General features: G+C 57.8%; 14 protein-coding genes and 3 tRNA genes. 6 read left to right on the forward strand and 11 right to left on the reverse strand.

Annotated elements, in window-relative coordinates:
* The first annotated feature begins 65 nt into the window (after window positions 1-65).
* Genes imuA through ABNF92_RS02765 form a run of 3 tightly spaced genes read left to right on the forward strand, consistent with a single transcriptional unit; the run spans window position 66 to window position 5301 of the window.
* Window positions 66-755, forward strand: a complete 690-nt coding sequence (imuA, locus tag ABNF92_RS02755; RefSeq protein WP_136630102.1) for a translesion DNA synthesis-associated protein ImuA — start codon at window positions 66-68, stop codon at window positions 753-755.
* A gap of 8 nt (window positions 756-763) precedes the next feature.
* Window positions 764-2182, forward strand: coding sequence for a DNA polymerase Y family protein (locus tag ABNF92_RS02760; RefSeq protein WP_349343377.1), 1419 nt, complete (start codon window positions 764-766; stop codon window positions 2180-2182).
* A complete protein-coding gene (locus tag ABNF92_RS02765; RefSeq protein ID WP_349343378.1) occupies window positions 2182-5301 on the forward strand; it encodes an error-prone DNA polymerase in 3120 nt (1039 codons plus the stop codon). Before ABNF92_RS02760 ends, ABNF92_RS02765 begins: the two co-directional genes overlap by 1 nt.
* A 51-nt stretch (window positions 5302-5352) precedes the next feature.
* Here the strand turns inward: ABNF92_RS02765 and ABNF92_RS02770 are convergent, their stop codons facing one another.
* The 4 genes from ABNF92_RS02770 to dbpA form a co-directional block, all read right to left on the reverse strand.
* Window positions 5353-6675, reverse strand: a complete 1323-nt coding sequence (locus tag ABNF92_RS02770; RefSeq protein ID WP_069184574.1) for a sodium ion-translocating decarboxylase subunit beta — start codon at window positions 6673-6675, stop codon at window positions 5353-5355.
* Window positions 6676-6701: 26 nt separating this feature from the next.
* Entirely contained in the window at window positions 6702-8489 is a 1788-nt protein-coding gene (oadA, locus tag ABNF92_RS02775; protein WP_069184573.1) for a sodium-extruding oxaloacetate decarboxylase subunit alpha, read from the reverse strand.
* Between the two features lie 41 nt (window positions 8490-8530).
* Complete coding sequence (locus ABNF92_RS02780) at window positions 8531-8782, reverse strand: OadG family protein (protein ID WP_008172126.1); 252 nt, start codon at window positions 8780-8782, stop codon at window positions 8531-8533.
* A gap of 223 nt (window positions 8783-9005) precedes the next feature.
* Window positions 9006-10379 carry an ATP-dependent RNA helicase DbpA gene (gene dbpA / locus ABNF92_RS02785; RefSeq protein ID WP_349343379.1) on the reverse strand — a complete coding sequence of 458 codons (1374 nt, stop codon included), beginning with the start codon at window positions 10377-10379 and terminating at the stop codon, window positions 9006-9008.
* Window positions 10380-10750: 371 nt separating this feature from the next.
* Here dbpA and ABNF92_RS02790 point away from each other — a divergent pair, with 371 nt between their 5' ends.
* Both ABNF92_RS02790 and ABNF92_RS02795 read left to right on the forward strand, forming a co-directional pair.
* On the forward strand, window positions 10751-11287 hold the full coding sequence (locus ABNF92_RS02790; protein ID WP_349343380.1) for a DUF2058 domain-containing protein: 537 nt from the start codon (window positions 10751-10753) through the stop codon (window positions 11285-11287).
* Window positions 11288-11539: 252 nt separating this feature from the next.
* Window positions 11540-13396 carry a methyl-accepting chemotaxis protein gene (locus tag ABNF92_RS02795; RefSeq protein WP_349343381.1) on the forward strand — a complete coding sequence of 619 codons (1857 nt, stop codon included), beginning with the start codon at window positions 11540-11542 and terminating at the stop codon, window positions 13394-13396.
* A gap of 68 nt (window positions 13397-13464) precedes the next feature.
* Here the strand turns inward: ABNF92_RS02795 and ABNF92_RS02800 are convergent, their stop codons facing one another.
* The 7 genes from ABNF92_RS02800 to alaS all read right to left on the reverse strand — a co-directional run bounded on the left by ABNF92_RS02800 (window position 13465) and on the right by alaS (window position 18619).
* Window positions 13465-13656, reverse strand: coding sequence for a hypothetical protein (locus ABNF92_RS02800; protein WP_008172131.1), 192 nt, complete (start codon window positions 13654-13656; stop codon window positions 13465-13467).
* A gap of 143 nt (window positions 13657-13799) precedes the next feature.
* A tRNA-Arg gene (locus ABNF92_RS02805) sits at window positions 13800-13876 on the reverse strand.
* Between the two features lie 25 nt (window positions 13877-13901).
* Window positions 13902-13978 (reverse strand) — tRNA-Arg (locus ABNF92_RS02810).
* A gap of 63 nt (window positions 13979-14041) precedes the next feature.
* A tRNA-Ser gene (locus ABNF92_RS02815) sits at window positions 14042-14131 on the reverse strand.
* Window positions 14132-14257: 126 nt separating this feature from the next.
* Window positions 14258-14455, reverse strand: coding sequence for a carbon storage regulator CsrA (csrA, locus tag ABNF92_RS02820; protein ID WP_349343382.1), 198 nt, complete (start codon window positions 14453-14455; stop codon window positions 14258-14260).
* A 189-nt stretch (window positions 14456-14644) separates the two neighbouring features.
* Window positions 14645-15883 (reverse strand): aspartate kinase, encoded by a 1239-nt coding sequence (locus ABNF92_RS02825; RefSeq protein WP_069184568.1) that lies wholly within the window; start codon window positions 15881-15883, stop codon window positions 14645-14647.
* A 105-nt stretch (window positions 15884-15988) separates the two neighbouring features.
* Window positions 15989-18619 carry an alanine--tRNA ligase gene (alaS, locus tag ABNF92_RS02830; RefSeq protein WP_136629657.1) on the reverse strand — a complete coding sequence of 877 codons (2631 nt, stop codon included), beginning with the start codon at window positions 18617-18619 and terminating at the stop codon, window positions 15989-15991.
* 141 nt (window positions 18620-18760) lie between these two features.
* Between alaS and ABNF92_RS02835 the strand changes: the two genes are divergently transcribed.
* Window positions 18761-19315, forward strand: a complete 555-nt coding sequence (locus tag ABNF92_RS02835; protein ID WP_069184566.1) for an RDD family protein — start codon at window positions 18761-18763, stop codon at window positions 19313-19315.
* Window positions 19316-19333 lie beyond the last annotated feature (18 nt).

The raw sequence follows: 19333 nt of genomic DNA on the forward strand, positions 1-19333 counted from the left end.
TTCTCTTGAAATCCGGTCGCTTTCAGAATACTGTATATTTAAACAGTATTTCGAGAGTTTTCATCATGAGCGAGCTTCTGAACACGCTGATGCAGGATGCCCGTGTCTGGCAGGGGCATCGTCATACCCAGACTTCACAGCCGGCGGAACCCACCGGTTACCAGGTGCTGGATAACCAGCTTGGCGGCCTGGGCTGGCCCCGGGGTGCACTGAGCGAATGCCTGTTGGATGCACCGGGTATTGGTGAGCTACATCTGCTTTTGCCGCTCATGCGGCGGGTGTGCGAAGAGGGCAAAAGCGTGTTCTGGCTGAACCCGCCACATACGCCCTACGCCCCTGCCCTGGCCCGGGAAGGTGTGAATCTGGACCAGGTGGTACTGATTCATACCGACGATGAAGGCGATTTCCTGTGGACACTGGAAAACTGCCTGCGTTCACCGGTAACAGGCCTGGTGATGGCCTGGCCGGGGAAGCTGGCCTCGCGGGACGTCCGGCGCCTGCAACTGGCCGCCGAAGCTGGCAGCAATGTGTGCGTGCTGTTCCGGGAGCGGCGCTACGCCGAGCAGAATTCTCCGGCTGCCCTGCGTTTGGAACTGGAACCCGATGAGCAGCAGGCTCTCAAGGTGAATGTGCTCAAACGCCGGGGCAGCTGGCCCGGGCAACGCTGTTCACTGGCCATGGCCCAGCGGGCCGATCTCGCATTCCGTGAAACCACCCGGGTTGTCCGGGGCCCCTGGTCGGGTTCAACCAGGTAATACGCTCCATGCTCTGGCTGTATCTGCATTTCCCGCACCTGGTGCTGGACCATATTCGCCGCACCCGTGAAGATGAGGGCGCCCTGGTGGTGGTTGAAGGCTCTGGCCAGAAGGTGATTCAGGCCTGCCCGGAAGCCAGGAGCCAGGGTATTCGTAGCGGCATGCGCCTGAAAACCGCCATCAGCCTGGCGCCGGATCTGGGTATGGTGCGTGCCGATGAAACCCAGGAAGCCAGGATTCTGGAAGATCAGGCCCGCTGGCTGTACCGCTACGCCGCCCATATTGTGCTGGTGCCGCCCGATGGCCTGCTGGCCGAGATTGGCAGCCTGCAAAAACTCTATGGCGGCCTGCCCGCTGTTTGGCAAACCGTGGAACAGGGCCTGAATGAACGCCAGTTGAACGCCTGGATCGGTATTGGCTATACCCCGTTGGCGGCCCGGCTGATTGCCCGTGCTGGCAAGGGGGAATGCACCGCAGACAAGGGCCACATTCTTCGGAGCCTGAGCCAGATGCCCCTGCTGGCAGCGGAATTTGACGAGAAAGCCTGTACCCGGCTGCAGCGCCTGGGGCTGAATACACTGGGAGAGGTGTTTGATTTACCGCCGGGGGAGCTGGCACGGCGGCTGTCTCCGGAACTGCTGGCTTACATCCAGAAAATCCAGGGCACCCGGCCAGATCCCCGCACACCCTGGCAACCGCCCCACTCGTTCCGGCAACAGGCGGATTTTGTGCAGGAAATCGAACATACCCAAGGGCTGCTGTTTCCGCTCCAGCGCATGCTTGACGAACTGGAAGAGGATCTGTGCTGGCGCCAGCAGGATACCGACAGCCTGCGGCTGATTCTGAGGCATCGGCACGCAGAACCAACCAGGCTGCAGATCCGCACATCCGGGCCAGAGCACAGGGCCGATAATTTCCTCAACCTGATTCGCCTGAGGCTGGAGCAGCACTCCCTGAGTTCCCCGGTTATCTCGATAGTTCTGCGGGTAAAGCGCTTCCTGTCCCGGGAAGCACCTACCGGGCAGGATCTGCTGGGCGAAACCCAGGATCTGAATGAAGCCTGGCATACCCTGATCAGTCGGTTGCAGGCGCGTCTTGGCGATCAGGCCCTCAGGCAGCTTTCCCCCCAGGCGGATCACCGTCCCGAACGGGCCTGGTCGGCTTCCGAAGTTCTGCGTAAAACCGGGACGCCGCTCATACCAGCGGCAGAACTGCCCAGGCGGCCGCTCTGGCTGTTGAAAGGCCCGCAGCCGCTGACGGAAGCACCCGTTGCCTGGTTTTCCGGGCCCGAGCGCATTAGCGGTGGCTGGTGGGATGGCCAGCGTGTGCACCGAGATTACTACATTGCCCAGCTAACCAGCGGCCAGTTGGCCTGGGTGTTCCGGGACGCCCGGGAAGGCTGGTTCGTGCATGGTTGGTTTGGCTGATGGCTACACAATCTTATGCAGAGCTGTTCTGCTTCAGCAATTTCACCTTCCTGACTGGAGCTTCTCATCCTCACGAGCTGGCTGAGCGGGCACATGAGCTGGGTTACACCGCCCTGGCCATTACCGATGCCTGTTCTGTGGCCGGCATTCCCCGGGCCTGGGCAGCGCTGGCAGAGAGCCCGGTAAAACTCATTACCGGCAGCTGGTTTGAGTTGTCGGATGCGCCAGCCGGCGCCACATCACCCCGCTTTATCCTTCTGGCCCGCACGCGCAAGGGCTACGGCCAGCTTTGCCAGTTGATCACTACCGGCCGTCGCCGGGCCGAGAAAGGCCAGTACCAGCTGTTTTACCGGGACATTGAAACCCACACCCTGGATGACTGCCTGTGCCTGTGGCTGCCCCCCTCGACTACCGAGGCAAACTCTGATCAGGCACTGGCCTGCGGCGAGTGGCTGGCCCGACTTTTTGACCTACGGCTCTGGATTGCTGCCGCCCGCACCCTGGAATCTGGCGAGGAGCAGCGGCTGGCCCGAATACACTGGCTGGCCGATCAGCTGCGCACACCCGTTGCCGCCGTGGGCGAGGTGCACATGCACAGCCGGGAACGCCAGCCGCTGCAGGATGTACTCACGGCCCTGCGAAATCACACCAATCTGGAGAACGCCGGGCACTGCCTGTTCCAGAATGGTGAGCGGTACCTGCGGCCCCTGCCCGTTCTGCAGCGACTGTTTCCGGAAGCCTGGCTGAAAGAAACCCTTGCCATCGCCAGCCAGTGCACCTTCGAGCCCGGCAGCCTGCGCTATGAATACCCGCCGGATCTGGTGCCGGAAGGCGAGACCCCGGCCGGCTACCTGAAACGGCTGACCCGCGAAGGCGAGCGTCGGCGTTACCCGGAGGGCACTCCACTGCAGGTACAAAGCCTGATCCGCAAGGAGCTGGGCCTGATCTCGGAGATGAAGTACGAGCATTACTTCCTCACCATTCACGATATTGTGGACTTCGCCCGCAGCCGGGGAATTCTCTGCCAGGGACGGGGCTCGGCCGCCAACTCTGCGGTCTGTTATTGCCTGGGCATCACCGAGGTGAACCCGGCCCGGGTGGAACTGCTGTTCGAGCGGTTTATTTCCAAAGACCGGAACGAGCCCCCCGATATCGATGTGGATTTCGAGCACGAACGGCGCGAAGAGGTTATCCAGTATATCTACCGGCGCTATACCCGTGAGCGTGCCGCCCTGGCGGCTACCGTGATCCGCTACCGGCCCAAAAGCGCCATCCGCGATGTCGGCAAAGCCCTGGGGTTTGATCCGGCCCTGGTGGAACAGTTGCTGGAAGGTATCGACTGGCGGGACAAGGCCACCAACTGGCGCCAGCAGATTCTCGACAAGAAAGTCACCCGCAATCCCCAGGTGGCGGACCAGTTTTTTACCCTGGTCAATACCCTGCTGGGCTTTCCCCGGCATCTCTCCCAGCACGTGGGTGGGTTCGTGATCAGCGCCGGGCCACTGGCCGAACTGGTACCGGTGGAAAACGCCGCCATGGCCGACCGCACCGTGATCCAGTGGGACAAGGACGATCTCGAGAGCCTGGGGCTGATGAAGGTGGATGTGCTGGCCCTAGGCATGCTCTCCGCCATTCGAAAAGCGCTGGAACTGATCAGCGATGAAAAAGGCGAGCCTTTCCGGATACAGGACGTTCCCCAGGAAGACCGTGACACCTACGCCATGCTTCAAACCGGCGACAGCATCGGCGTGTTTCAGGTGGAATCCCGGGCCCAGATCAACATGCTGCCCCGCCTGAAACCGGAAACCTACTATGACCTGGTGATCGAAGTGGCCATCGTGCGCCCCGGCCCCATCCAGGGCGATATGGTGCATCCGTACCTGCGCCGCAAGCACGGGCTGGAGCCGGTAGACTACCCAAACGATGCCGTACGTAAGGTGCTGGAACGTACGCTCGGTGTGCCTATCTTTCAGGAACAAGTGATCAAACTGGCCATGGTGGCGGCGGGATTCTCCGCCGGCGAAGCCGATCAGCTCCGCCGGGCTATGGCCGCCTGGAAATCCCACGGCGACCTGACCCCGTTCCGGAAAAAGCTGGTCACCGGCATGTTGGAGCGCGGGCACGATGCCGATTTTGCCGAGCGGTTGTACCAGCAGATCTGCGGCTTTGGCGGCTATGGCTTTCCTGAATCCCACGCTGCCAGCTTTGCCCTGCTGGTCTACGTCTCCGCCTGGATCAAACGGCACTACCCGGCAGCCTTCTACTGCGCCCTGCTCAACAGCCAGCCCATGGGCTTCTACTCCCCCTCACAACTGGTACAGGATGCCCGTCGGCACAATGTCACCGTGCTGCCGCCGGACGTGAATGCCAGCCAGTGGGACCACACCCTTGAGGGTAAAGAACGCCATCTGCGCCTGGGCCTCAGAATCATCCAGGGCCTGTCGGTTAATGGCGCTGAACGCATCCACCAGAACCGGCCAGATGCCGGCTATCGCTCCGCCAGCGAACTTCGCCGCCTGGCTGCCCTGAACCAACGCGATATGGAGCTGCTGGCCGGCGCCAACGCCATGCCGGCATTCACCGCCAACCGCCACCAGGCGTACTGGCAACTGCTCGATCACGAACAGCCCACGGAACTGTTCGCTGAAGAGGCCGCTGTCGACTACCAGCCCGACTATTGCCAGCAGTTACCGGAACCCTCGGAAGGCCAGAACGTACTGGCCGACTACGCCAGCCAGGGTCTCACCCTTCAGCGCCACCCTCTGGCGTTACTGCGGGAACAGGGCCACCTGAAATTCTGCCTCAGTGCCGAACAGCTCAAATCCACCAAAGCCGGCATCCCTGTCCAGGTCGCCGGCCTGGTCACCGGCCGTCAGCGCCCCGGTTCCGCCTCTGGCGTTACCTTCGTGACCCTGGAAGACGAAACCGGCAACGTAAACGTGGTGGTGTGGCTGGAAACGGCACGGCGGCAGCGCAAGCCGTTACTGACTGCGCGGTTGTTGCATGTTAAGGGCGTGTTGGAGCGGCAGGGGGATATTGTGCATGTGATGGCGGGGAGGCTTTCGGATCTTAGCCATTTGATTCGGTCGTTGCCGGTTCACTCCCGGAATTTTCATTAGCAACAAAAAACCCCGCACAAAGGCGGGGTTTTCGGTACTGCAGTGAGAAGATCAGCCCAGAAGCTTGATCATCACACCCGCAGCAACCGCAGAGCCAATAACGCCGGCCACGTTCGGGCCCATGGCGTGCATCAGCAGGAAGTTCTGCGGGTTGGCTTCCAGACCAACCTTGTTGGAGACCCGCGCTGCCATCGGCACCGCAGATACACCGGCAGAACCGATCAACGGGTTGATCTGCTCTTTGCTCAGCTTGTTCATCAGCTTCGCCATCAGAACACCGCAGGCGGTACCAATACCGAAGGCAACGATACCCAGGCCGAGGATACCCAGAGTCTGACCATCCAGGAATTTATCCGCCATCAGCTTGGAGCCAACAGACAAGCCCAGGAAAATGGTCACGATGTTGATCAGGGCATTCTGGGCAGTGTCGCTCAGACGCTCGACCACGCCACACTCACGCATCAGGTTACCGAAACAGAACATACCCAGCAGCGGTGCCGCATCCGGCAGGAACAGAACCACTGCAATCAGTACCACCAGCGGGAAAATGATCTTTTCCTGCTTGCTGACCGGGCGCAACTGATTCATCTTGATCTTCCGCTCTTCGGCCGAAGTCAGCGCCTTCATGATCGGCGGCTGAATCATCGGTACCAGTGCCATGTAAGCGTAGGCAGAGACGGCAATGGCACCCAGCAGATGCGGAGCCAGAACACTGGATACGTAGATGGACGTCGGGCCATCCGCACCACCGATGATACCGATGGCAGCCGCTTCCAGGATGTTGAACTCCAGAACACCGGTCCAGTCCAGCAGCGCAGCACCGATTACAGTACCGAAAATGCCGAACTGAGCCGCAGCACCCAGCAGCAGGGTCTTGGGGTTGGCAAGCAGCGGACCGAAGTCTGTCATGGCACCCACACCCATGAAGATCAGCAGAGGCCCGATGGTGCTGCCGATAACCACAGAGTAGAAGTTATACAGCATGCCATTGCCATAACCGAAGTCCTGCGCAAGGGAGTTTGCCGCCGCCATTTCGGAGTAGCTGGCCTCTTTCACAGCCAGCTTGAAGGCTTCCTTAAGCTCGGGCGTTACTGCCTGCCCGGCCTGATAAGCCACATCCAGGGGCGCGGCCAATGCGGCCAGAACCTGAGTTGCTTCGTTCTTCAGAGCGAAGTGGATGGCATTTTCCGCCGCAGTCAGGGCCAGGCCTGCCTCCGGAATATTCGCCAGAATGCCACCAAACCCGATGGGTACCAGAAGCAGCGGCTCAAATTTCTTGTTGATAGCAAGATAGAGGAGCAAGAGGCCGATGGCGATCATGATCACCTGGCCGATCTCGATGTTGAACAGGCCACTACCTGTCCAGAGTGTCATTAATTTTTCCATGGAATGCTGGCCCTTTATGCGATTGTCAGCATTTCATCATCAGGAGAGACGGCATCACCGACCTTGATGAAGACTTCGCCGATAGTGCCGGCTTTCGGCGCGCGAACCTCGGTTTCCATTTTCATGGCCTCGAGGATAATCATCACATCGCCCTCTTCAACGGTGTCACCCGGTGAAACCAGGACCTTGAAGATGTTGCCACCCAGAGGCGCGACCACAGGCTCGCCTTCACCTGCTGCAGGTGCCGGAGCCGAAGAAGCAGCCGGTGCGGAAGCAGCACCGCCCTCACCCTGAATCTGGGTGATCTCACCACCTTCGGAAACGGCAACCACAAACTTCTTGCCGTTCACTTCAACGGTGTAGGTCTCGGGTCCTTCGGACTTCTTGGCCGGAGCTGCGCTTTCGGCGGTTGGAACCGGCTCGAACGCATCCGGGTTGTCACGGTTTTCCAGGAACTTCAGGCCAATCTGCGGGAACAGCGCGTAGGTCAGAACGTCGTCTTCGACATTTTCCGCCAGCTTGATGCCCTTCTCTTCGGCCAGCTTCTTGAGCTCGTCGGTCAGCTTGTCCATTTCCGGCTCAAGCAGATCTGCCGGACGACAGGTCACAGGCTCTTTGCCATCCAGAACACGCTCTTGCAGTTCCTTGTTCATGGGCGCAGGTGCAGCACCGTATTCGCCTTTAAGAATTGCAGAGGTTTCCTTGGAGATGGACTTGTAACGCTCGCCGGTCAGAACGTTCAGCACCGCCTGGGTGCCGACGATCTGGGAAGTCGGGGTTACCAGCGGGATGTAGCCCAGGTCTTCACGAACCTTGGGAATCTCGTCCAGTACCTGGTCGAACTTGTCGCTGGCATTTTGCTCACGCAGCTGGTTTTCCATGTTGGTGAGCATGCCACCCGGTACCTGGGCAATCAGGATGCGGGAGTCGGTACCACGCAGGCTGCCTTCAAACTTGGCGTACTTCTTCCGTACCTGACGGAAGTAAGCGGCAATTTCTTCCAGCAGGTTCAGGTCCAGGCCGGTATCACGATCGGTACCCTCAAGAATCGCAACCACGGCTTCGGTGGGCGAGTGACCGTAGGTCATGCTCATGGAAGAAATCGCGGTATCCACGTTGTCGATACCGGCTTCCGCGGCCTTGATGGCGGTAGCGGTGGACATGCCGGTAGTGGCGTGGCACTGCATGTGAATCGGGATGTCCAGCTCTTTCTTCAGACGGCTGACCAGATCAAAGGCCACGTACGGCTTGAGAATGCCCGCCATGTCCTTGATGGCGATGGAGTCCGCACCCATGTCGGCGACTTCTTTCGCCAGTTCGACCCACATGTCGATGGTGTGAACCGGGCTGGTGGTGTAGGCAATGGTGCCCTGGGCGTGTTTGCCGGTCTTGCGAACAGCCTTGATGGCGCGATCCAGGTTACGGGGATCGTTCATCGCATCGAAAATACGGAACACGTCCACGCCATTCTCGGCGGCACGCTCACAGAAACGGTCAACCACATCATCCGCGTAATGACGGTAGCCCAGCAGATTCTGGCCGCGCAGAAGCATCTGCTGCTGGGTGTTGGGCATGGCTTTTTTCAGCTCGCGAATGCGCTCCCAGGGATCTTCGCCCAGGTAGCGGATGCAGGAATCAAAGGTAGCACCGCCCCAGGACTCCAGGGACCAGAAACCGACCTTGTCGAGTTTCTCGGCAATAGGCAGCATGTCATCCAGCCGCATACGGGTGGCAAGCAGGGACTGGTGGGCGTCACGCAGGATAACGTCCGTAATCCCCAGCGGTTTCTTTGTGTCAGTCATCGTGTCAGCCTTCTGTTTAAAGGTTCTAGTCTTTTACCGGCTCACTTCTTGTGGCGCGACCGGAATTGTGCAATCGCCTTCTTGATGGCCTCGGCGGTGTCAGGGTCAACCGACGCGGGCGCCTTCGGCTTGGCACGTGGCGTTTTGGCCGGGGTTGCCGGCTCTGGCGGCGCAAACCGTCCTATAAGCTTGGACATGAGGAGTGTCGCGAATACCAGAATAATCAGGAACACGAACACAAACCCCATTCCGGCAATCATCAGATCGACGGCTTGTGACATCAGGTCATTCATATCGAACAGCTACCTGTATTGATTTATGTTTCTCCCGAACTTTGCCCGGACTGACCAGTTAGACTAAGGTCTAACAGCCTTCCGCCACAATTCGGGGGGCAAAATCCTGCGTAATTTACCGTTTTCAGGGCCCTCGGGCAACCTGAATGCAAAAATCTATACGGGGTTTCCGAGCGTCGCGGCCCGAAAAGACACGCATTTACCCAGACGAAGCAATTCTCATTCAGGCATATCGGACGCGGATTTTACGGCCTTTTACCTTGCCGTTTTCAAGCCTGGACAACGCCTTGCCTGCCAGCGACTTTTCAACCGCCACAAAACACTGATGGTCGAACAGATCGATCTTCCCGACGGCCTTTCCGGGCAGACCGGCTTCACCAGTCAGGGCGCCCATTACATCCCCCGGACGAATCTTGTCCTTGCGGCCACCGGCAATGCACAGGGTTTTCATGGCGGGCGTAACGGGCTTCAGGGGCGTCGCCAGAAGGGCCTCGGTGTCTCCCCACTCCACGGCGCGCCCTCTCTCGGATTCGATACGACTGATCTTGTGGCCTTGGGCCGGTGTGCAGAAGGTGACGGCATGGCCCTGCTCGCCTGCCCGGCCGGTGCGCCCGATGCGATGAGTATGAACCTCGGGATCCCGTGCAGGGTCAGCATTGATCACCAAAGGCAGAGACTTGATATCAAGGCCTCGGGCGGCCACGTCGGTGGCTACCAGGATGGAACAACTCTGATTGCCAAAGCGCACCAGCACACTGTCGCGATCCCTTTGTTCCAGATCCCCGTGCAAAGGCAGTGCGGAAAAGCCTCGTTCACCAAGCTCCTGCGCCAGTTCGTCGCACTGCTGCTTGGTGGTGCAAAAAACGATACAGGACTCAGGCTGCCGCTCGGCAAGCAGCGCCACAATGGCATCCGATTTGGATTGCGGCAACACTTCGTAGAACAACTCTTCGATGTCCGGATTCTCTCCGGTTTCTTCCGCGCGAACATCTACCGGGCTCTTCTGATACTGCTTGCTCAGTTCACGGATGGGCGCGGGCCAGGTCGCCGAAAACATCATGGTCTGGCGGGAGGACGGTGTCTGGGAAAGAATATCTTCCATCGCCTCCTGAAAACCCATATCCAGCATGCGGTCTGCCTCATCAAGCACCACGGTTTTCAGCCGTGCCAATGAGAGGGTTTGCTTACGCAAGTGGTCCTGGATCCTTCCCGGCGTTCCAACCACAATGTGCGCACCATGGCTAAGCGACCCGATCTGGGGGCCAATGGCCACACCACCGCACAGAGTCAGCACCTTGATATTATCCCGGGCCCGAGCCAGCTCCCGGATCGCTTTGGCCACCTGATCCGCCAGCTCCCTGGTGGGGCACAACATCAGCGCCTGCACCGCAAACAGCCGGGGATTTAGCTTCTCAACCAGGCTGATGCCAAAGGCCGCCGTTTTTCCGCTACCGGTTTTCGCCATGGCGATAATGTCTTTACCGGCCAGCCCTGGCACAAGCGCCTTCGCCTGGATCTCCGTGGGTTGAGCAAACCCCAATTGGTCGAGGTTCGAACGCATGGCCGACGACAGGCCAAAGTCATTAAAAGAAGACATAGAAGAAAATCCCGGAATCAGCGGAAGCTGGTTATGAAGGCAATAATGAGGGCGTATACTGGTGTCCCGTCTGGCTAATTCCTTAATCTACTGAGCCAATGAGGGCTTTGAGAGCTAGGCGCGGTGGCGAAGATTTGGTGGCTCCAAATCGAGACGACGCAACGCGGCTATCAAAGCCCTCAGTGGCTCCCGAAGGGCGAAGCGCTGAGGTCTCTGGCCGGTGTTGCCTGTCCTTGATATGGAACCACCATGTCTTCAGACAGGCGCCTTGGCCAGAGACCTCAGCGCTACGCAGTAGGTTAAGGAATTAGCCAGACGGGACACCAAGCCCGAATGATACCAGAATCTGCAACGAAAGAACGGAGTGACTGATGGCATCCCTGCAGGACCAACTGCTGAAAGCCGGCCTGGCCGACGAGAAAAAGGCCAAGGCTATTCGCAGCGAAAAACGCAAGAAGAGAAAACAACAACCCAAGGGTGCTGTCGAGGTAAACGAGGCCGAGGTCCGAGCGCGCCAGGCCCGTGAGGAAAAAGCCGAACGGGATCGCCAGCTCAACCTGGAGCGCCAGCACGCCGCCGAGAAGAAAGCCATTCAGGCCCAGATCCGGCAGCTGGTAGAAACCAACCGGCTGGACCGGAGCCGGGGCGAAACCTCCTACCAGTTCGTCCATGACAAGAAAATCAAGAAGCTTTTCGTAGACGACACGATGGTCGATCAGCTATCCCGCGGCCGGCTGGCGATCGTTTTTGTGAACGACAATTACGAGATTGTGGCGGAAGGCGTTGCGCGGAAGATCATGGAGCGGGATGAAAGCGCCGTTGTCGTTCTACATGACCGCAAGAAGGATGATGTAGGCGAAGACGACCCGTATGCAGGCTACGAAATTCCCGATGACCTGATGTGGTAGTCCGTTGAGCTGATTCTGATAGCCATCAGAATCAGCAACTCAACATTCTGTATCACGTTAAAGAACACCCGGTAATCATCTGTTACTGTAAAGTTCTGGAATACCCCGCCGTAAACCCTCTTAATATAAGTCAAATAAAAGGCACCTTTACTCTTCCAGGCGTATCAAAAGCACGTCTCCGGCCTGCGGTCGGACAGAGGCGCTATCGAAGTTGGGCCGGCTACTCTCACATCGTTCAGGGATAAAAACACAATGCGTTTTTCAGAGCTGTTCAGCAACATGACCATCCGGACTCGACTGGCCGGAGGTTTTGCCATCCTCCTCGTTCTGACCATTCTGGTCGGCCTGGTTGGCGACCGTGCACTGGATAGTTACGGTCAGCGGTCAAATATTGTTGCCATGCTCGGGCAAGTAAATACCAATCTCACCGAAGCACGGGTTGAAGAGAAGAACTTCTTGTTAACCGGTGAAAGCGAGGCTGTTGCAAGCACACAGGCACAGGGCGATCGTGTTCTGGAACTGACCAAAGACATCAAACCATTGCTTGCAGTACCCGAAGATATCGAAACACTGGGCCAGATTCAGGCTGATGTAAAAAACTACCAGCAACTGATGGGACAGGTTGAGACAAATATTGGTGAGCGAGAGGCAGCGCTCGAGCGCCTTGAAACCAGCGCCCGCATCTTCGGCTCATCACTCAAGGCACACAGCTCTCTGTTTTTCGCCTCGGCCATTTTCGAGGATATGCGCCGGTCTGAACGCAAATTCCTCATCGAACAGGACACTGCCAGCGTCAAGGCTTATCTCGAAGATGCAAAAAGAGTCCAGGGCCCGCTCAAATCGGCGGCGATCACCGCCGAGGAAAAAGAAGAGATCAACAAGGCACTTGAGACTTATGTAAGCGAATTTCAAACGGTAGTGGATCTGACCAACGCGGGTAAGCAACTATCCGATGACATGGTTAGCACGGCTCGCAGCGCCATCGAATCGGCAAACAACCTTCGGGCACTTCAGACCGAGAAAATGGAGGCTGACCGCCTGCAGGCGTCCGGGTTGATTTTTGGCGCCACCGGCATTGCCGTGGTGCTGGGCATCCTGATGGCTTACCTGATCACTCGCGCGATCGTATCCCCCGTTAATCAGGCAGTGAACATTGCCTCCGAGGTTGCCTCCGGCAACCTGACCGTGGACATCAAGGCAAGCGGTACCAACGAGATCGGTCGGCTGATGGCCGCCCTGGCGACGATGGTAACAAGCCTCCGGGAATTGGTCAGGAGTATTGAATCAGGTGCATCAAACATCGCCGCCTCTGCCGAGGAGCTCTCAACCGTCACCAGCCAGACCAGCGACGGCATCAACCGCCAGAAGCAGGAAACCGACCAGGTTGCCACGGCCATGAACGAAATGACGGCGACCGTTGGCGAAATTGCCCGCAGCGCAGAGCAGGCCTTCTCAGTAGCAACCGATGCTGCCAGTCAGGCCAGCGATGGTGAACGAGAGGTACGGGAAACGGTTGATCAGGTGAACAGCCTGGCGCACGAAGTCAGCCAGAGCATGGAAACTATCCAGGGACTGCAGAAAGAAACCGCAAACATCGGAACCGTCCTGGATGTCATCAAATCGGTTGCTGAACAGACCAATCTACTGGCCCTGAACGCTGCTATTGAAGCCGCCCGGGCTGGTGAGCAAGGTCGAGGCTTTGCCGTCGTAGCTGATGAGGTTCGTTCACTCGCCCAGCGGACCCAATCATCCGCCCAGGAAATCGAGACACTGGTAACCTCGCTTCAAAACAGTGCCGGCGATTCGGTTTCTGCCATGGAGTCCAGCACCACCATGGCCTCGAACACCCTGGAGCGTGCCACGGCAACCGGGGCGACCATTGAGCGCATTGCCCGTGCCGTGGAGGACATCAAACAGTACAACAGCCAGATCGCCACAGCCTCCGAGCAGCAGACGTCGGTGGCTGAGGAGATCAATCAGAACATCACCAGCATCCGCGACGTTACCGATCAGTCTGCTGCTTCATCGAACCAGACAGCCAGCTCCAGCAGCGAGCTGGCCAGGCTCGGCAGCGACCTGCAGAACCTGGTTTCCCGATTCCGACTCTAGGCCATTCAAAAAAAGAGGCAGGCAACTCTCCCTGGTTGCCTGCCTCTTTCTATTCGCGTCAGTTTGCTTCAGTGGAGCTGATGCCGCTCAAATATCTCCAGGATTTCCCTCTCGGTCTCGGCAGGCACGCTGACTTTCACCACTTTGGCTTCCTCGTCGATGAAAATGTTGTCGCGAGGTATGCCGGTTGCAATCAGGTCATCCCAGGTGTTCTTGGCCTGGTCGTGGTCTTTGTAGCTACCGTTCAATGTCTTGTTCATGGGTAGACCTCCTTCCTGAAATTAGATTTCCCTACACACTTAAGGTTAGGTTCGGACAAGAGGTTTGCGCAAATATTGAACAGACTGAAATTGACCGGGGACAAATAAAAAACCCCGCACAAGGCGGGGTTCTTTATTTGATATGGCGCGGCTGGGAGGATTCGAACCTCCGACCGCCTGGTTCGTAGCCAGGTACTCTATCCAGCTGAGCTACAGCCGCTTAAAACTTGTGGCAGGTTGATCGATGGCGCGGCTGGGAGGATTCGAACCTCCGACCGCCTGGTTCGTAGCCAGGTACTCTATCCAGCTGAGCTACAGCCGCACATTGATCACTTGCTCTGGTTGAATGCTACCTCAACCTGTCTCGCTTTTCCCGAAAGGAAAATGGCGGAGAGGGAGGGATTCGAACCCTCGGTACGATTGCTCGTACGGTTCCTTAGCAGGGAACTGGTTTCAGCCACTCACCCACCTCTCCTTGAGAACGGGGCGTATACTACCATAATTTTTCTGTTTTCATAGGGTTGACACGAGATTTTTCGGACTCGTTTCAGCCCATCATCAAAAAAGCCGTTCAGGTTTCCCATGAACGGCTTTCTGTCTCTCAGCTGTTGCCGGGTTCCGGCTCTTCAGAGCCTTTTTCCGACTGAATACGCTGGTAGATTTCTTCACGGTGTACCGCGACTTCTTTCGGGGCATTAACGCCAATGCGTACCTGATTGCCCTTTACACCCAGGACGGTGACGGTGATATCGTCGCCGACCATCAGGATTTCGCCCACACGGCGAGTCAAAATCAACATATCCCTTACTCCCTATCCAGAGCTACCTGTTCCGATAAATGGTTTTTGATCTATTTATTGCTTTTATAGTGGGATCACTTACTGATCTGTAGACGCACATTCCCTTATACGGTTCACGTTTGTCATAGGCTCAGCATATGATGCCCTTTTTTTCAGAGGCTCCGCAGACCGACCTTTTATCTGCGTTTTTCAGGCCTCGTCTGATACCGCGGGCTTGTCCAGCTCAAATGCACTGTGAAGCGCACGAACCGCAAGCTCAAGGTATTTCTCATCGATCACCACGGAAATCTTGATTTCTGATGTGGAGATCATCTGGATGTTGATGCCCTCATTGGACAGCGCTTCAAACATCTGGGTTGCCACGCCAGCGTGGGAACGCATTCCAACACCCACGATGCTGACCTTGGCAATCTTGCTGTCGCCAGCCACTTCACGGGCGCCCAGTTCATCAGCCACACGCTGAAGCACTTCTTTCGCACGCTTGAAATCATTGCGGTGAACGGTGAACGTGAAGGCTGTGCGGTTATCCTCACCCACGTTCTGCACGATCATATCCACTTCGATATTGGCGTCGCTCACCGGCTTCAGAATGCGCAGCGCGCTGCCCGGGGTATCCGGTACGCCGGCAATGGTCAGTTTGGCTTCATCACGGTTAAAAGCGATGCCGGAAACAACCGGTTGTTCCATGGCGTTTTCATCCTCAAGAGTAATCAGGGTGCCTTCGCCTTCCTGGAAGCTGGAAAGTACCCTTAATGGAACGTTGTATTTACCTGCAAATTCTACCGAACGGATCTGGAGCACTTTCGAGCCCAGGCTGGCCATCTCGAGCATTTCCTCGAACGTGATCCGCTCAAGCCTGCGCGCGGTATCGACAACCCTGGGATCGGTCGTGTAGACACCGTCAACGTCGGTATAGATCTGGCATTCGTCTGCCCTGAGCGCCGCCGCCAGCGCTACCGCTGTAGTATCAGACCCGCCGCGGCCCAGAGTGGTGATATTGCCGCTCTCGTCGATGCCCTGGAACCCGGCGACCACAACCACTCGGCCGGCATCCAGATCTTCGCGCATGCGCTGTTCATCGATCTGTTTGATCCGAGCCTTGGTGTGACTGCTGTCAGTCAGGATGCGTACCTGTGAGCCTGTGTAGGAGCGCGCCTCACAGCCGCGTTTCTGCAACGCCATGGACAGGAGCGCAATCGTTACCTGCTCACCGGTGGAGACCAACACGTCCATCTCACGGGGCGTAGGCTCCTCCATGATGTCGTTCGCCAGGGCGATCAACCGGTTGGTTTCGCCACTCATGGCGGAAACCACGACAACGACATCATGACCTTCCTTGCGGAAACGGCACACCTTGTCGGCTACCGCTTGAATACGTTCGGTTGTTCCAACCGATGTGCCACCAAATTTCTGAACCAACAGAGCCATTATTTTCCCAATATCCGAAACGGGGACTCACAGCGGAGTAACGCTCCGCCAATTAAAACAAACGGGCGGGATTATAAACCCCAGCCCGCCCACAAAAACAGTTGCTTAAGCGATATTTTTTTCGACCCAACCGGCGACACCTGCCAGGGCATCCTCAAGCTTGGATGGATCATTACCACCACCCTGAGCCATATCGGGACGTCCCCCGCCTTTGCCGTCGACCTGGGCCGCCAGGTGCTTCATCAGATCCCCTGCCTTGATCCGGTTCGTCGCAGACTTGGTAACACCGGCGACCAGGGTGACCTTGCCATCTTCCACGCTGGCAAGCACCACAACACCTTCGCCCAGCTTGTTCTTGAGCTGGTCCGCCGTTTCCATCAGGGCTTTGCGGTCAGCGCCTTCCAGTTCAGAGGCCACGACCTTGAGCCCGGCCACGTCCACCGCTGTGCTGGCCAGGTCGGTGCCTGCAGAAGAAGCCAGCTTGGCTTTCAGCGCATCCACTTCCTTCTCAAGCTGACGATTGCGATCGACGGTCTGCTGAACTTTCTCAATAACCGAATCGCGGGAACCTTTCACCAGGCGAGCCGCTTCGCGCAGTGTGCGCTCGGTACCGTCGATCCAGTCCAGCGCGCCCATGCCGGTAACCGCTTCGATACGGCGCACACCGGATGAAATGCCGCTTTCAGAGGTAATACGGAAAAGACCAATGTCACCAGTGCGAGAAACGTGCGTACCACCGCATAGTTCAACGGAGTAGTTGTCGGTACCCATGCTGAGTACCCGAACCACATCCCCGTATTTTTCACCGAACAGCGCCATGGCGCCCTTCTCCTGGGCCTTTTCCATGTCGGTGATTTCGGTTTGCACCGGGCTGTTTTCCAGAATCTGCTCGTTCACCTGACGCTCAATCTCACGGAGCTGTTCCGGCGTCACGGCCTCGAAATGGGAGAAGTCGAAACGCAGTTTATCCGGATCCACCAATGAACCCTTCTGGGTTACATGCTCACCCAGCACCTTGCGCAGGGCCGCATGCAGCAGGTGGGTAGCGGAGTGGTTGCGCTTGGTGCGCTCACGACGGGCGTGATCGATCCGGGCGTCGACTTCCAGCCCCGGGAACAACTCGCCTTCGATCAGCGTACCAAGGTGCAGGTGGTTATCCCCTTCCTTGCGCGTATCCGTTACCTTGAACCGGCCACCGCTCCAGGTCAGCAGGCCAGTATCGCCCACCTGGCCACCGGACTCGGCGTAGAACGGCGTGCGCTCGAGCACCACAACGGCCTCATCACCGGCTTCTGCGGTCTTTTCCTCGCCGTTAACGATGACTGCACGGATTTTCTCGTGGCCATCGATATGCTCATAACCGGTAAATTCAGTCTTGCCCTCGAGCTGCAAACCGGCGGCGTTGTAGTCGATACCGAACTTGCTGGCTGCCCGGGCGCGTTCGCGCTGACCTTCCATGGCTTTCTCATAGCCTTCATAGTCCAGCGTCAGGCCCCGCTCACGAGCGATGTCGTTGGTCAGGTCAACCGGGAAACCGTAGGTATCGTAGAGGGTGAAGATGGTCTCGCCCGGAATCTCGGTGCCGTTGAGCTCGGCAATGTCCTGCTCAAGCAGGCGCAAGCCCTTGTCCAGCGTCTTGGCAAACTGCTCTTCTTCCTGCAGCAACACCTTTTCAATCTGCTTGCGGCTGCTAACCAGCTGCGGGAAGGCGTCGCCCATCAATTCACACAGGGCACCGGTGAGTTTGTAGAAGAATGGCCCGGTTGCTCCCAGCTTGTTGCCATGGCGTGCCGCGCGGCGAATGATCCGGCGCAGCACGAAACCGCGGCCCTCGTTGGAAGGCATCACGCCGTCGGCAATCAGGAAGGCGCAGGAGCGGATGTGATCGGCGACAACACGAAGTGACGCTTCCGTGGTCGCGGCACCGCCCAGAACCTGAGAGGCGGCCGCCAACAGATCCTGGAACAGATCGATCTCATAGTTGCTGTGCACGCCCTGCAGAACCGCGGTGATTCGCTCCAGACCCATGCCAGTGTCTACGGAGGGCTTGGGCAGCTTCAGCATCTCACCATCGGCAGTACGGTTGTACTGCATGAACACCACGTTCCAGATTTCGATGTAACGATCACCGTCCTCTTCCGGCGAGCCCGGAGGTCCACCAGCCACATCCGGGCCGTGATCGTAGAAGATTTCGGTACAGGGGCCACAGGGACCGGTATCGCCCATTTGCCAGAAGTTGTCAGAGGCGTAACGACCACCCTTGTTATCGCCGATCCGGACGATACGGTCAGCCGGAACTCCGATTTCCTTGTTCCAGATATCGAAGGCTTCGTCATCTTCGGCGTATACGGTCACCCAGAGTTTCTCCTGGGGCAGGTTCAGCCAGTTCTCGCCGGTCAGAAATGTCCAGGCGTAGTTGATCGCTTCGCGCTTGAAGTAGTCACCGAAGCTGAAGTTGCCCAGCATTTCGAAGAAGGTGTGGTGACGGGCGGTGTAGCCCACGTTTTCCAGGTCGTTATGCTTGCCACCCGCGCGGACGCATTTCTGGGAGGAGGTTGCCCGGGTGTAGTCACGCTCTTCACGGCCCAGGAACAGGTCCTTGAACTGGTTCATTCCCGCATTCGTAAACAGCAATGTGGGGTCGTCCGCAGGTACCAGCGAACTACTTGGAACAATGGTGTGGCCTTGCTGCTTGAAATAATCGAGGAACGCCTGTCGCAACTCTGCGGTTTTCATAGCCCTTTAATACCTTTCCAGAAACCCGGCGGGAGTGCCGCCCGGTCCGCGATTGAATACGAATACTTACATGCTTGTGCAAATCCGCTACTCTAGCACACGCCGAGAACAGGAAAAACGTGAAACATCACAGGAGATTCCATGCCCCGACGCTTCCATGACGCCGAGGAACTATTCCCACCAGCCACCGCCCTGAAACGCTCTCTTGCCATTATTTACGACGGTTTGATCAGCATCGCCGTGCTGCTTGTCGCGACCTGGGGATACACCATGGTGGCCGGCTGGATTACTGGCTGGGACCGGTACGAACAGATGGCCGAGTCAGGCCAGCTTTCGGGCGACCCGGGGCTGACGTTTACCCTGTTTCTGGTCCTCTACCTGTTCTTCGGCTATTTCTGGACCCGCATCGGCCAGACCCTGGGAATGCAGGTGTGGCGTATCCGCATTGAAAACATCGATGGCACGTCGGTGAGCTGGAGCAAGGCGCTCAGGCGGTATGTAACGGCGGCGGCGGTGATCTTCCTGACGCTGCTGGGCAGCTACTACCTCGGAGCCGCCACTCTGTTTCTGGGCATACCGGCGATTATCGCTTTGTTCTATCCGATCAACGGTCTTTCCATCACTGATCGGCTGTCGGACAGCGTCGTTGTCTCGGTTCCCAAGGAGACCACAACGAAAAAGCGCGCGGCAAAGTAACGACGGGGTCAGGGTCTG

It is taken from the genome of Marinobacter sp. MMG032, assembly GCF_040112695.1.
GTDB lineage: Bacteria > Pseudomonadota > Gammaproteobacteria > Pseudomonadales > Oleiphilaceae > Marinobacter > Marinobacter salsuginis.

Coding starts and splice junctions, on each gene's coding strand:
- ABNF92_RS02770 (WP_069184574.1), bottom strand. CDS start 6,675: ATGACACTCTGGACAGGTAGTGGCCTGTTCAACATCGAGATCGGCCAG.
- ABNF92_RS02835 (WP_069184566.1), top strand. CDS start 18,761: ATGCCCCGACGCTTCCATGACGCCGAGGAACTATTCCCACCAGCCACC.
- csrA (WP_349343382.1), bottom strand. CDS start 14,455: ATGTTGATTTTGACTCGCCGTGTGGGCGAAATCCTGATGGTCGGCGAC.
- ABNF92_RS02825 (WP_069184568.1), bottom strand. CDS start 15,883: ATGGCTCTGTTGGTTCAGAAATTTGGTGGCACATCGGTTGGAACAACC.
- ABNF92_RS02790 (WP_349343380.1), top strand. CDS start 10,751: ATGGCATCCCTGCAGGACCAACTGCTGAAAGCCGGCCTGGCCGACGAG.
- ABNF92_RS02765 (WP_349343378.1), top strand. CDS start 2,182: ATGGCTACACAATCTTATGCAGAGCTGTTCTGCTTCAGCAATTTCACC.
- ABNF92_RS02760 (WP_349343377.1), top strand. CDS start 764: ATGCTCTGGCTGTATCTGCATTTCCCGCACCTGGTGCTGGACCATATT.
- ABNF92_RS02795 (WP_349343381.1), top strand. CDS start 11,540: ATGCGTTTTTCAGAGCTGTTCAGCAACATGACCATCCGGACTCGACTG.
- oadA (WP_069184573.1), bottom strand. CDS start 8,489: ATGACTGACACAAAGAAACCGCTGGGGATTACGGACGTTATCCTGCGT.
- ABNF92_RS02800 (WP_008172131.1), bottom strand. CDS start 13,656: ATGAACAAGACATTGAACGGTAGCTACAAAGACCACGACCAGGCCAAG.
- ABNF92_RS02780 (WP_008172126.1), bottom strand. CDS start 8,782: ATGAATGACCTGATGTCACAAGCCGTCGATCTGATGATTGCCGGAATG.
- dbpA (WP_349343379.1), bottom strand. CDS start 10,379: ATGTCTTCTTTTAATGACTTTGGCCTGTCGTCGGCCATGCGTTCGAAC.
- imuA (WP_136630102.1), top strand. CDS start 66: ATGAGCGAGCTTCTGAACACGCTGATGCAGGATGCCCGTGTCTGGCAG.
- alaS (WP_136629657.1), bottom strand. CDS start 18,619: ATGAAAACCGCAGAGTTGCGACAGGCGTTCCTCGATTATTTCAAGCAG.